Below are 13,567 nucleotides of genomic sequence, written 5' to 3' on the forward strand. Positions count from 1 at the left end.
TAATTCATCATTAATCGCCTTAAGGTTTTGGTGTAACCTGAAAAGGAGATGGTGTCACCACATCTCCTTCAAGATATGACGACGCCGCTGCACTGGTCCTCATTTCTTCTAAAACACCCTTAAATTGTTGATTTATTTCTCGGGCAGAAGCCAGTGAGGCCAGTTCTAACGTTGCTGGTAAAGATTTTTCCAACTCTTCATTCCAGGCTATATTTTGATGTCCAAATTCACCTTTATGTAATGTTATTCCGAGTTTCTCAGCTATCTCATCTGCGTATTCAACAAATGCATTAGCAGCTGCATATGAAGGATGTTCAAACTTACCGCAGCTTAAGTATAGATTTCTCCCTGTCAGCTTTTCTCTTGGTATTTCGCTTAGTATCGCTCGATTGGCAGATGAAGGTGATTGCGCTATTACCCCATCAAAAAGATCGGGGCGTTTTGAACCGATATAGATACTTGCAGTTCCGCTTAAACTGACTCCTCTCATTACCCTATGGTGTGGCTCGGAAGGCCAATCCTGTTCCTTTTCCAGCTCAGGGAATAATTTAGCAGCTATAAAATCAATGTATTGATCAATGCCATGTCTATAGTCAATCAGTCTTGCTCCCATCCCTGGCAAGTTGACAGATGGATCGTTATCGAAAGCCTTACGAGCCTCTTTGGATAATGTTGTTTTTAATCCCGGTAGAGGGTTAATAAACACAAAAGCTGTGTTGGGGGACAGTTTTTCTTCCGCCAACATTTTTTCAAAGTGCTCCATACAGCCTGTCATTAAAGAAGGTATTCCATCATTGATCACTATGATATTGTCAATTTGACCTGAAGCAGGCTTAAATACCTGTATGGCTCGAGTAAAATCAGCGTAAGGTGAATCATCCTCTGTATCAGAATAAAATAAACGATCATGATATTGAGCTGTCACTGGCGCGTCACTACGATGCAGCTCACCCTCTTTATCTGAATACAGCGCATCATGATAAACAAAGTGTTTTGTAGTGCCTGATGTTTCTGTATTAAGCAAGCCCGGCCAATCTATTGGCTTACCTGCGATATGTGCGCGTTCCGGATCAGGATTTATACGAACTATTTTTTCTGAACTGTTAAAAAAATAGGGTGAAGCATGGGAGCTGAATTCATCGTTACATCCACTGTGTGGTATTTCCGGAAATATTGCAGGATTGGTAGTGCGAGGTGTAAAACCATCACCAACCTCAAAGAATGGTGGAAGTTCAGGCTCTGGTTTTTTTCCTCGATGCCTTGGTTCTACTTCAATATAGCTATATACAACCAGGGAATCTCTGGGCATGGTATTTCTGAGGCACATTATTCCAGTATCAAGATGTTCTGATAGTTCCTGGCGACCGTCTGTAGAGCCATAGCCATGAAAATCACCTTGCAGATACAGGTTCTTTTTAGGAGTGTGACCTGCATTTGATGTGACTTTTAAAATAGCAGATTTCAGATCCGAATTTTTGAGGCTCATCTGTAATTGAGAAAGATCCCTTTCGCTTGTATCAAGAGTACCTTCCTGGACAACCCCTCCAGGATCTCGAACCACATAGTTACCCTCTTCAGATAAGTAAATAATGCCATTTTCTGCGTTTGCTGTATTGTTATCGGGCAACGTTGACATTAAAGCAAGCTCATACTCCTTGTGGGTGCGGGGTACCTCCGTTTGGTTGCCGGGTACCTCTGTACTTCCCGCAAGGTTCTTTTTTGGGAATAAAAAATAAACCTCACATTCCAGCTCTGTATTCAAACCATCTTCTATAATTGGCGTACCGCCTAAGGCTTTAACCTGTCCCCAAAATATTTTATCCATCTCTTCTTTTTGTGGTGGAGACAAGCCTCTGTAGTATTCAGCATATTTATCCAAAACATCTTGAAATGCAGGCATACCAGTATGGCTGGAAAAATCTGCCCAGAATTTTTCTGGCAGTGGTTCCCTACCCGTCGCATCCTGTAGTTTTTTGATAAATTCTTGTGCGATTGTCATAACAATATCATCCTGTGAAACAGGTTTCGAGGAAGCACCTTTGTACGACTCTAAAAGAGTCATTCCCATTCTGACGTATCTGGATCGCTAACGTCGAACGATCTGGATCGCACGAAGCGACGCCTGAGTTAATTGTAGTACTAATCCTCTTTTTTGATCTTTTTTAAGCTATAACGGCCGGGTAAAGATTAAACAATAGCGACCAGTCGCACCGGCGCTTCCGTGCCTTCTTTGATTTTAAGCGGAAAAACCAGGATGCGACTGCCGCAAGGTGGTAATAATGCCGCATTGGCAATATTTTCAATAATGTATTTTCCTGCCCCCAGCAATAAGGCATGCACGGAATAGCCATCTTCCGGCCTGTCAGGGGAAAGGGTATCAATACCGAGTCCTGCAATCTGACGGTCCAAAAGTACGTGTGCTGCCGGGAGAGAAACAGATGGGAAAACATGGTTATTATGGTATTTTTCTGGCTGCGTCCAGAATTTGTCCCATCCCGTACGTATCAACACAAAGCTGGATGGTGGAATTTTTCCATGTTGCTGTTCAAACTGTTCAATGTCTAAAACAGACAAACTATACCGTTCATGTGCTTTGACTGACACGTCGATAACAACACAACTTGCCTGTAAATCGGTTAACGAGAGTTGATCGACGGTTAAACCGCCAGGTATGCAATGTGCGGGGGCATCAATGTGTGTGCCTATACCGGCATCCATTGCGATATGTTGCACCCGAAATTTGACAGCATCCGTGCAATCGCGATAATCAAGTTGTACGGTGTTCTCAAATCCGCAGCGTTTATCCCAGAAGGGTATGGAAGGTTCCAGAGCATGGGTTAGATCGATCCATTGAAGACTGGAAACATAGGCCGGCACATTCAGATTTTTCGCCATGTACACCATATTCCATAGATAATCAGCTGGTTTGAGATTAAATAACGGGGAAAAGCCCTGCTTTTCATAAAATTGATAGGTTTTAAGGTAGTTTTCATCGGCTTCAGAAGGTGCCAGCGTTTCGACTGTCATAGTAAAAACCCCTTGAAGCCTTGCGTACTGAACCGCAGCATTCAAAAGACGATGACCGACTCCTTTTCCCTGCCAATGGCGCAAGACAGCCATCCAGTAAATAGTGCTGTTTGTTGGATAGGGAAATTCAAGACTCAAAAGCCCCACGAATACGCCTTGAGTTTTAGCAGCAAAATTAATACGCGAACGAACACCCTGCCTGTACTGTTCATTGCATTCAGGCAGACCAAAATAGTCGGGCAAGTCACTCGTTATGTGACGACACAGGATTTCAGCATCATTTGCTGAAATCTGTTCTATTGTAAAACTCATTGATCACCTGCGTTGGAATTTAACACCAAATCAGTCTGCATCACCGTCACGGCATGCCCACGAAAAACATCCATACCGATTTTTTGCCAACCTAAACGTGCATAATAATCGGGTATTGTCGGATCGAAGGCAAAAAGAAACAGTGTTTCAAAACCAAGCTCCACAGCTTTTTGTTTGGTTACGTGCATTAATTGCCTGGCTATACCCTGTTTTTGATAATCAGCATCAACTACCAGCGAACCTAACCATGGCTTTAAATCAGGACGAATCCCATCATTCTCGCGTAATGAGCACATGCCGACAGGTTTGTTGTCTTGAAGCGCGACAAAGGTTAATGGCAACTCCGTTTCATGCAAATGATTTTGATAATTTTGCTCAACACGTGCAATGGGTACGTCGGGCGACCATATTGAACCCAGGGTTTGATGCCATATCTGAACCAGGCGTGGAATGGTGTCCGGATGATTTTTTAATAGATCAATAGTCATTTTGTGTCACTCCATGTAACTGATACACAGGGTAAATTATCCAGCGAATATTTTGCAAAAATCAGGGTATCCGTCACGTCTCGACTCAACGGTTTTAATCGATTGGATTTTAGCACACCCTCCAAAACATAATGCAATCGTTCAGGAATGTTTCTGCTGCGAATATTATCAACATCACAGGTAATGGCAATGAGTTTGACACGCAGTTGTTTAAACGCATATTGGGTAATCGCATTGATGGCTTCAGTCATCAAGCCTTTGCCAGCATATGTACGACGTATCCAGTAATCGGTTTCAAGGCAGGGTACAGCCCAATTGTAATGGTGAAAACCGGTTGCGCCGATAAAATCTCTGGTTTGTTTATCAAACACAAACAAGGGTAACCAGGTTTCATTCGGCTCTTTCAGACTCGGCCATGTCTGGTATTTCTCTAGCCCATTCCATGCACTCACGCAGACTACCCCATGAATCGAGGATAGCGGCGTTCAGACTGGTGGCATCTCCGATCTGCGGTGGTCTTATCAATAACCTGAGTGTGATAACAGGCATTGGAAAATCAGGCGTATTCATGTATTTCCTTTTGTTGCAAAGTGAATAAGCTATAGTAAATTCCCCGTAATCGCATGAGATCCTCATGCCTGCCCTCTTCAGCAATCTGACCATTATTCATGACATAAATGAAGTCAGAATCAATGATAGAACTCAATCGATGGGTGATGATAACTGCGGTTCTTTCTTCAAGAAAATCACGGATAGATTCAAACACCGTGTGTTCAGTATTTAAATCCAGTGCAGACGTCGCCTCGTCTAAAATAACGACCTTTGATGGCCGTAATAACATTCTTGCGATGGCCATTCTTTGGCGTTGTCCCCCTGAAAACCGCACGCCTCGTTTACCGACTTGCGTATCCAGCTGGTGTTCGTAGTTTTCGATTAGTGGCTTCAGTTGTGCTTTATCCAGTGCGTCCCATAATCGATCATCGCTAATGTCTTTATCAAAGGTAAGATTGTGGCGAATGGTGTCGTTGAACATGACAGGACTTTGTAAAACGGTGCAGATGTTATCCCGGATCAACTGAAAACCTGCCTCATGGATATTGACGTCATTGATGAGGATTTCTCCTGCCGAAATTGGATAAAAACCAAGCAGTGCTTGAATTAAAGACGACTTCCCTGCCCCGCTGGTCCCCACAATCCCGATTTTTTTACGAGGCGCGAAACGCATACTGATATCATTCAGGATCAGTTTGTCAGGCTCATAAGCGAAAGACAGATTTTTGATATCAATAGTGACATCAGGTTGCTTATGAAACGGATTTGCTTTTTCAGGATAAGACGGCTCTGTTTCCAGCTTCATAATGTGGTTAATACGAGCCAAAGCCGAGCTGGCTGCGTATAATTTCGATTGCATGCTGCCGAGAACATTCATATACCATTGCACCTGGAAAATATACTGCAACAAGGCGATCATCATACCGATGCTGAACTCGTTGAATAATATCAAGGTCATCGCCAGCAAATAATACAAATCGACGCCAATAAACAGCAACATACCGGAAAAATCGCTCACGATTTGCGTTTTCCATTCGTATGCAATTGAGCTGGTTTTAACGTCCTGTGCTTTTTTCGCAAGTTTTTGAAAATAATACCCTTCCTGATTATCAGCGCGTAATTGAGTAATCGCGTCGACCGTTTCAACAAACGCATCTTGAAACAGCTCAAAAGCACTGTTCTGTTGTGCTTTCAGTTCTTTCAATTTTTTTGCGAATTTGGCTGTTAACAATAAAGACAAGGGATTAAACAGAAAAATAAACAAGGCAATTTTCCAGTTAATCACGAATAACACGACGGTAATACCCATTAACGCCAAAACAGCAATGACAGACTGGCTTACGGTTGAACCGATAAATTCGTCAATTGTGTCCAGGTCTTTTATGTAATATGAAGCCAGTCTTCCACTACCTAGTGTTTCGTATTCCTTAATGGATATTTTTCCTAAATGAGCCAGTAATTTCATTCTTATTTTTAACACCACATCTTTGGAAATTATTTTAAATTCTCTGCTTTGTATAACCGTCAAAATCTCGGTGATTACGCGAAGAAACAGCACGAGGCTGAACGCTGTAATGAATATCAAAGTGGGTGTAACGAGCTGTTGTGGTAAAAACGAGGACAAAACTTTGGTGAAAAACCCAGGCTGCTTAAGAAGCACTTCGTTAATAAGGCCTGGGATAATCAAAGGGACAGGCAAATAGAACAAGGTTGACAGGATTGACAGGAGGTTTGCTGTCGTGAATGTTTTCTTATGTTCCAGCGCCATTATCAGTATACCGGACCATGTTAAGTCAGTATTTGCATTATTCATTCGTATCGCCTGGTTGATTTTTCAAATTGGTCATAGCGCCACAGGGAATCGCTCAAGCTCGGATCACGACTTGGATAGTTTTTTTTCCATGAAAATCGTTCTTTCTTCCCCATAATACTTATTGAACTCTGGCTCTATCAAAAATTTCTGTTAATTGCTTGAACCAGGTTATTTCACCAGCATCTTCCAACATCCACACCCACGCAAGTACTGCCTGTACAAAACACCAATCAAGTATTGTTTGCTCAGGTATTGAGAGAAATTTGGAAAAACAGCGAATGCGATTTTGAATAATTGGCAGAACAGCCGTATCAAGCGCCACTAATTCCGCGATGGGATTGCGAATAAAAGCAGCCACTTCAAAGGCGGGCTCGCCTCTTACACCTTTGGGATCAATGGCTATCCATCCCTCACTGTCTTGCAAAATATTATCATGATGCAAATCCCCGTGAAGTAATACATCCCTGGCAGATGTCTGCAGCAGGTTATCGCGCAGTTTTCTTGCTCTTTGCAGCAAGTGCGAAGGTATTTCCCAGTCTTTGTCCAGGGCTGCAAGCCAGGCTTTGATATGAGGAAATCTGTTATCCGCTGGTATAGGTGCGTTATGCAGGTGATTTAAGCAGTCACAGGCGATGCGGATGGCTTCATTGTCGCGTACCGGGAATGAGGGTTTTAAAGAAACGCCAGGAATGGCGCATTCAAGGAGCAGCATCCCTTCGTCTTCGGCCAGCACTTTAACCGCACCAAAACCATCAAAAGCCTTGAGTGCCATCGCTTCTCGTTTGAGGCCATGAATATCAAGACCCAATTTCAGGATAACTGGCTGCATGCCTTTCTTGCCAGACATGACATAATTGTAACTTAAATTGTTCACGGCTTTTAAATCGGATAGTCCAAGAGCTGCTTCTATCTGCCTGACTCTTTTGGGCAAATCAACAAGCCACTGTTTCCCTTTCTCGCCATACTGATTGTTAATGTTTTTTTCAAGAAGTTCCATGAACTATGTTTCCTCATGCCTTAGCCTAATCTTATAGAATCATCCTCAAAATCAGAGAGTTCGCTCTCTTCATCGTATAGCTCTCTTTCATCATACTGAATTTCATTATCAATAAGAAACAGACGCTCCTTCCCGGGCTCGCCGGATAACGCGTCAGCAGCTTGCACCGGTCCGCCGAGTGCAGCAAGTAATCGACCCGTTGAACAGGAAGACAACGGTTCCTGTTGGTGATAAGAGCACCATAACTGTTGATAGAGCGGGCAGGTTGCCAATAATTCATCGTGCGTTCCTTGCGCCATGACTCGTCCCTCATGAATTACAATAATGGCATCGGCTGTTTTAGCCTCGGTCAATTTGTGCGTAATCATCAGGCTGGTCACGCCCTCATCCGTCATTTGAGCGACGCCGCGTAATATTTGCGTTGCCGACTGGCTGTCCAAAGAAGCGGTAATTTCATCCAAAAGCAGAATAGGGCTTCTTTTGATAAAGCCACGCATAATCGCTACTTTTTGTTGCTGACCACCGGACAGACTTTTTCCATCTTCTCCCACCTGGGTATCCAGTCCGTTTTTGAAAGATTGGAGAAAGGTTTCCAGATTGCAGGCCCTGGCCAAAGCCCAGATAGCCGCATCATTCACTTCGTCAGGATTTGCAGCACCAAAACAAATGTTTTCACGAATCGTTCCCTTAAACAAGTTCGGAGTCTGGCCAAGCAGACTGATGTTTTGTTCTAAGGATTTGAGACTCACTTCAGCAATATTCTGACCATTGATTCGAATAACCCCGCCTGCAGGTTTGTAGTATCCATACAGCATATTAAAAACAGTCGTTTTTCCAGCACCACTTTCACTGACTAAAGCCACCTTTTGACCGGGCTGAATGGTAAAGGAAAGGTTTTCAAACAAGGGCGCATTGTCTGATTCCCCCGGTTTTGGTGCGTGAGTAAATGTTACGTTTTCAAATTCAATCGCGGGCGCAATGCCTTCGGATAATACAAGATGTGTGTCCGGGTGTAATTCAATCAGCTCATCGGGTTTGGAGAGCTCCTTGAATACAAATTTCAAATCAGGCCAGGCTGCAAAAAGCTGGTTAACCGCTTGACCAAAAGCCGGGAACAAATTAGCGAGAGAATTCAGATAACCGGCCACCACAATAAAATCCTGGACACTGTATTCTTTGGTTACCACGCCGTGACCCACATAAAGTGTTGCGAGCAGCATACCTGCGCGCGAAATGGCATACTGTCCCAAACCAATTTGTAATGGCTTTTTCATGCCCACAATATCGGCTTCTGTCATGCGATTTAAAGCTTCTTCTACACCGTTCATGGTGTACTCAAACTGACCAAAATCACGGATGGTTTTATAGCGCGCAATCGCACTGGTGAAATTGGAAAATGCTTCATTTCCTGCTGTCAATCCTTCTTCGCGCGCATCAATAATGGGTTTTGCCGTGATCGCACCATAAGCAATATATGAAACCAGCATAGCAAACAAGCCGCCACCCATCGCAAAACCATAACGGCTGGATAGCAGATTGCAGGCAATCGCAATTTCTACCAACGTTGGTGCAACCTGGGTCAATAATGGCGTAGCTACACTGCCAACTGCAAAGCCTTTTTGCATAAGAAACAGTTGATCGCCAAACGATGTGTTGACATGATAATCAAGAGATTTTTTTAGCAAATGCTCCGTGCCCGTCTTCAATATTCTTTTTGTTGTGTTAGCAGTAACGGGAACCATTACCTGATCGCGTAAATTGGGAAGTACTTGAGCCAGCGTGTATGCCGCTATCAAAAGGGTAATTAAAGCCTGTCTGGATAAATCAACGCCTGTAATATCCACGGTTTCATCATCACTGGCGAGCAAATTGATGGTCTCACCAAACAGCCAGGGCGTTATAAAGTTCATGCCCGTACTGAGCGCTGTAAGCACCGCACCCATGCCAATGCCCGGCAGATTCTCTTTTGAAAAGATAATCTCGCTTAAACCGCTGACAACACGTGAGGGAGAAATATCTTCTTCTACACGTTGCAGAAGCTCAGATTCTGCACCGACATGATCAGTATCGATTTCAATAAGCACCTCCTGATCAGGAGCGGGAGTATCCGGTACGGTTGTCTGTGCAACGTCACCCCTCACTAAAAATACTATTGTCCAAAATAACTGATTTATGAATTGAAAAATCCGGTCCATAATTACCTCCAATGACCCGGTTCATCCATGCTGGGCTTTAGTATTAATTGCTGAATTTTTGAAATAAATTATACCTTTTCAACCCGTCTGGTTGGCGTTCATTTTCACGCTAAACGGTAAATTTTTTGTAAAACGCAAATAAAAAAACCAGCATTCGCAAAGTTAAGTGGATAAAATTGTAGAAATGCCATTAAAAAACACGAATAAATATAGTAAAATCTGCAAGCTGATTTAATTAATTTTTACCCGCGCCATTGATGATAGTCTAAATATGAGGTGACTTATGACCAATATAAAGGCTGCAGCAAATGTTACCTTAATTTTCCGCCTGGTCTATACGTATTAATACGGTATTTTATATAAAATATTCGGCTTATAATCAGGGGGATAAAACTAACGCTGAAGTACTGTAAAAACACAGCACTGTTTGCACAAGGTCATTCGAGTGATGGATTGACCTCACAAGGATGCGCATTTTTACGCCATTTCATACGAACATTGAGTTCATGTAGTTTATTTTATACAATAAATATAGCATTAACCAGGTAAAATCAAAGTGAGCTCAACATGCCCATCGCAGCTAAAAGCCATCCGTTGACAGCATTTTGCAAAGATGTTCAGGAAATCATTAAACCTTTAAATCAAATTGGAATTGATTACCTTTCTTATACCCGGGTTTATGCCAATGGTGCCCGCATTTATCTCAGCGCAAGTGCGCAAATATTGGATGATTATTTGCTCTATAAAAAATATTTGAAAGTGGTTAATGATATGAGTCCTTCTGTTCAACCATCTAATAAAATTATTCTATGGTCTACCCTTCCTTATCAAGAGCTTGTTCAGGAAGCGAAATCAATGGGGGCAGGTCATGGCTTTTTTGTTTTCAAAGAAAAAACGAATCCGGATTATTGTGAAAGCCTGGGGTTTGCCACTTCTCAATACAATGAATCCATTATTAATAACTATTTTAGTAATATAGAGTTAATAAGAGAGTTTACTGCGAATTTTCATAAAGAAGCTGGCGATCTCATTTCAAAAGCAGAAAAACATAAAATTACTTTGCCTTTTAATGAATGCCAGGTTGACATGGCCGATTTACAGAATTTATTTCTAAAATTTGAAGTAAAAAATAGTCCTCCGAAATTAACCAGGCGACAAATGGATTGTGTAAAATTATTAATGCAAGGAATGAATGCCAAAATGATTGCGAAGGAATTGAAGCTTTCTCCTCGGACTGTTGAATTTTATCTGGAGGGACTCAAAGCAAGACTCGAATGCAAAAACAGAGTTGAACTTATTTTTAAATTGGGCAAATATTTGCAATTTATATCAACGTAAAATCGGGTAAACGGCATAGATCAAAATAACCAATTCCTTCAGGTGCATATAAAACGTAAAAAGATCCTTCGCAGAGATTTGATCTATAATATGCATACTATTGAATAATTTTCGGCACATCATGCCTAAACCATCTATTCAAGCCTTACAAAAAATATCAGAGCGTGCTCATATTCCAGCTGTAGCTTATGCTTCTGTTGAACCCAAAGAAGAAAGCGATCGTGCGTTTGTGGTAAGCTCACTTGCTGTTGGTAAAAAGGAGGCCAAATCCACCAATGCCGAGAGGAATGAAGTAGATAATAACACACAGTTTCCAGCCTCCTCTTTGAGCAAAATTGTATTTACTTACCTGGTGTTACAGCTGGTCAGGGAAGGACATATCAAGCTTGATGAACCATTGCATAATATTCTGCAAAATGAAAGATTTATGGTGGATGGCCAATATCCGGATAAGGCGTCCCAATTAACCGCCAGACATGTATTGTCACACACGACAGGCTTGCCAAATTTTGGGGCAGGATCAGATCTATCTTCCCCACTATTGTTTTCTGAATCAGGTCTTGGCAAGGAATATTCCTATTCAGGGGAAGCTTTTCTTTACTTGCAAAAAGCCATTGAAAAAAAAATGGGTAAAGATTTGGAAACCCTTGCTCAGGAATATGTATTCAAACCTTTGGAAATGGAGCATTCTACGTTTTTACCACAAGCAAATGGTGATACCAATATTGTAGCAGTGCACACAGAGCTTGAAAAACCTGTATCAATCTATGAAAGTATCCCTCACCTCAGATATGATCTTGAAGTACTATCATCCTTGTCTGATCCCGGTCAATCTGAAAAAGGTAAAATTTATTTATCTGAAAACCCTCGTCAATACTACATAAAGGGAATGCCTGAACCATCTACCATTCCTCCCGAGATTGATTTGACGAATTTAGCAACAAAGCTTGATAAGCTTTCATTCAAAAGCGAAATTCTGGCTATGACATCAAAAGCAGGTCATACTCCGCATCTTAATGCCGCTGGCTCACTGCTTACAACGGCCCAGGATTTTTCAAAATTTATGGCTGCCTGGTTAGAGAATATAGAAGATCCAACCCTCCAACAAGCATTTCAATTTGAAACGGGTTTCTCACTTTCAGATTTGACACCAGAAGAATTCCATCGCTTAAGCGTTGATAGTAGCACAAAAATACACCTCAAAAATGCAACAGAAAGTAATTATAAGTATATTCCTTTTAACCAAAAAGAATTTGATAAATTAAAACGTGCAATGGACGAGTCTGCGCAAACAGAAATCAAGAATATAAGTCAAAAACTTGTGTCTACAAAGACATACAGCATTACTAAAACATGTGGTTTGGGTTGGCATATCTATAAAGGTGCAGACAAAGTAATCGCTTATCAATATGGCGAAAATCTCAATACACGATCATTTATCGCGCTCAATATTACCGATAAAAAAGGAGCGGCATTTTTTACAAACTCTGAAAATGGAATGAGCATTGCAACGCAAATATTGAATGATCCTGATTTGGTGCCTGTTGGTGATATGCGGGAGTTATTCAAACACATGCCCCATTATACTCAAAGTGATGCCCCCGGGTGGAAAGAAACGATTGAAGGGATGCTTGCTGAAGATCAAGGCGAGCTTGAAAGAGCTGGAGCTTGTTTTGTAGCGGCGATTGCATCATCACCTGATGATCCATCCAGGCAACTGCGTATGGAATGGTTTAATATGGTGCAACAATCGAAACAGGAAAGGCAGGCATTCACCCAATCTTTAGAATCTTTTGCAGGAATTTACAAGAACCCCTTCAATGAGAAGCGAGAAATATATATCAAGGATAGCGGTTTAATATGCAAAGAATTCGACAGGGAAATAAAACTTGTGCGGATTTCCGAGACCGATTTTTTACCTGAAAAGAATCAGGATTTCAAAATAAGCCTGAAGGGTGATCAAGCCACCATTCATTTTCTTCAAGGCCCCCCGAAATATTTGTTTGACCAGTCATTGCCAGAATCTCAAGAACACCCTTCATTTTTTGCGGCTATTTCAACATGGTCATGCCATCAACCCACGCATGACATGCAGACGCATCAGGTTGATGGAGAGAATACGCTGGTTCATGAAGCACAGGAAGTGTCCAGGTTAGAATCCGCTCGGGAAGTAACCCAACGATTTCGAAGTGCTGTAATCGATATTCGACCTGACCAGGTAGAACCTTCTGAAGCAGTTGAAGAAATAGTACAAAAAAATAATTTGCCTTAAGCAGTGGAGTTCTGAATAGAGCAATTTAAAAAAATACGTGTTATTCGAATCGAATTAGTCAGTCAGTTACCCTCGGTAATCACACTAATTCAAATCATTCGTCATGTGCACTCTGCGCCACAACTTGCCCCTCGTGCACCGATTATGTATGAGTTGATCTACTCCAGTGCTAAATTGAATAGCTACTTTGTTCCGATTGCTCTACAGACTTCACCGGCGAAACCAAAGACATAGCAATTCCTATACCCTCAGATGAACAGACTACAATGGCTCTCACCTCATCACTGACATTCCCTTGAGAGTCAATCAAATTTCTATGGATAAGGGTAAGAGGCAAATGACCTGGTTTAAGAATATTCTCCGCTGGGTAGCGACAATGTTGCACAAACTGATAATATGCTCCGGTTTCATGTAGTCGCATTTCACTCAAGTGATTAACCACATTTGTGACGCTTGACATTGGTAGCCGGGAGTTATCTTTTAAAATAACGAACTGATCTATAAAAAATTTGGATCTCATTTTTACCTCTTGAGTAATTTTCATTCATACCAGGACGGTTAATTTCAGACGAA

The 13,567-nt window shown here is 41.8% G+C and carries 10 protein-coding genes; 2 read left to right on the top strand and 8 right to left on the bottom strand.

All coding sequences use genetic code 11. From position 1 onward, the window contains the following. Nucleotides 1-19 precede the first annotated feature (19 nt). The 7 genes from ACQUTA_RS10245 to ACQUTA_RS10275 all read right to left on the bottom strand — a co-directional run bounded on the left by ACQUTA_RS10245 (nucleotide 20) and on the right by ACQUTA_RS10275 (nucleotide 9,330). Nucleotides 20-1,999 carry an alpha/beta hydrolase-fold protein gene (locus ACQUTA_RS10245; RefSeq protein ID WP_444988146.1) on the bottom strand — a complete coding sequence of 660 codons (1,980 nt, stop codon included), beginning with the start codon at nucleotides 1,997-1,999 and terminating at the stop codon, nucleotides 20-22. A 188-nt stretch (nucleotides 2,000-2,187) separates the two neighbouring features. Next, a complete protein-coding gene (locus ACQUTA_RS10250) occupies nucleotides 2,188-3,339 on the bottom strand; it encodes a GNAT family N-acetyltransferase (RefSeq protein ID WP_444988147.1) in 1,152 nt (383 codons plus the stop codon). Continuing rightward, nucleotides 3,336-3,827 carry a GNAT family N-acetyltransferase gene (locus tag ACQUTA_RS10255; RefSeq protein WP_444988148.1) on the bottom strand — a complete coding sequence of 164 codons (492 nt, stop codon included), beginning with the start codon at nucleotides 3,825-3,827 and terminating at the stop codon, nucleotides 3,336-3,338. Before ACQUTA_RS10255 ends, ACQUTA_RS10250 begins: the two co-directional genes overlap by 4 nt. Further along, the gene (locus tag ACQUTA_RS10260; RefSeq protein WP_444988149.1) at nucleotides 3,824-4,279 is read right to left on the bottom strand and encodes a GNAT family N-acetyltransferase; all 456 of its coding nucleotides are present in this window, start codon (nucleotides 4,277-4,279) and stop codon (nucleotides 3,824-3,826) included. Before ACQUTA_RS10260 ends, ACQUTA_RS10255 begins: the two co-directional genes overlap by 4 nt. A 104-nt stretch (nucleotides 4,280-4,383) precedes the next feature. Next, nucleotides 4,384-6,192, bottom strand: a complete 1,809-nt coding sequence (locus ACQUTA_RS10265) for an ABC transporter ATP-binding protein (RefSeq protein ID WP_444988150.1) — start codon at nucleotides 6,190-6,192, stop codon at nucleotides 4,384-4,386. 118 nt (nucleotides 6,193-6,310) lie between these two features. Beyond that, a complete protein-coding gene (locus ACQUTA_RS10270; protein ID WP_444988151.1) occupies nucleotides 6,311-7,189 on the bottom strand; it encodes an aminoglycoside phosphotransferase family protein in 879 nt (292 codons plus the stop codon). 20 nt (nucleotides 7,190-7,209) lie between these two features. Beyond that, entirely contained in the window at nucleotides 7,210-9,330 is a 2,121-nt protein-coding gene (locus ACQUTA_RS10275; protein ID WP_444988152.1) for an ABC transporter ATP-binding protein, read from the bottom strand. 621 nt (nucleotides 9,331-9,951) lie between these two features. Between ACQUTA_RS10275 and ACQUTA_RS10280 the strand changes: the two genes are divergently transcribed. Further along, entirely contained in the window at nucleotides 9,952-10,722 is a 771-nt protein-coding gene (locus tag ACQUTA_RS10280) for a helix-turn-helix transcriptional regulator (protein WP_444988153.1), read from the top strand. Nucleotides 10,723-10,843: 121 nt separating this feature from the next. Beyond that, a complete protein-coding gene (locus ACQUTA_RS10285) occupies nucleotides 10,844-12,994 on the top strand; it encodes a serine hydrolase domain-containing protein (RefSeq protein ID WP_444988154.1) in 2,151 nt (716 codons plus the stop codon). A gap of 169 nt (nucleotides 12,995-13,163) precedes the next feature. On the opposite strand, the gene ACQUTA_RS10290 is transcribed toward ACQUTA_RS10285, so the two are convergent. Then, the gene (locus ACQUTA_RS10290; protein ID WP_444988155.1) at nucleotides 13,164-13,538 is read right to left on the bottom strand and encodes a hypothetical protein; all 375 of its coding nucleotides are present in this window, start codon (nucleotides 13,536-13,538) and stop codon (nucleotides 13,164-13,166) included. Nucleotides 13,539-13,567 lie beyond the last annotated feature (29 nt).

Source organism: Legionella navarrensis, assembly GCF_052527415.1.

Bases quoted from the DNA above. Each gene is read 5' to 3' on its own strand.
- ACQUTA_RS10245 (WP_444988146.1), bottom strand. From the start codon at position 1,999: ATGACAATCGCACAAGAATTTATCAAAAAACTACAGGATGCGACGGGT.
- ACQUTA_RS10250 (WP_444988147.1), bottom strand. From the start codon at position 3,339: ATGAGTTTTACAATAGAACAGATTTCAGCAAATGATGCTGAAATCCTG.
- ACQUTA_RS10255 (WP_444988148.1), bottom strand. From the start codon at position 3,827: ATGACTATTGATCTATTAAAAAATCATCCGGACACCATTCCACGCCTG.
- ACQUTA_RS10265 (WP_444988150.1), bottom strand. From the start codon at position 6,192: ATGAATAATGCAAATACTGACTTAACATGGTCCGGTATACTGATAATG.
- ACQUTA_RS10270 (WP_444988151.1), bottom strand. From the start codon at position 7,189: ATGGAACTTCTTGAAAAAAACATTAACAATCAGTATGGCGAGAAAGGG.
- ACQUTA_RS10280 (WP_444988153.1), top strand. From the start codon at position 9,952: ATGCCCATCGCAGCTAAAAGCCATCCGTTGACAGCATTTTGCAAAGAT.
- ACQUTA_RS10285 (WP_444988154.1), top strand. From the start codon at position 10,844: ATGCCTAAACCATCTATTCAAGCCTTACAAAAAATATCAGAGCGTGCT.
- ACQUTA_RS10290 (WP_444988155.1), bottom strand. From the start codon at position 13,538: ATGAAAATTACTCAAGAGGTAAAAATGAGATCCAAATTTTTTATAGAT.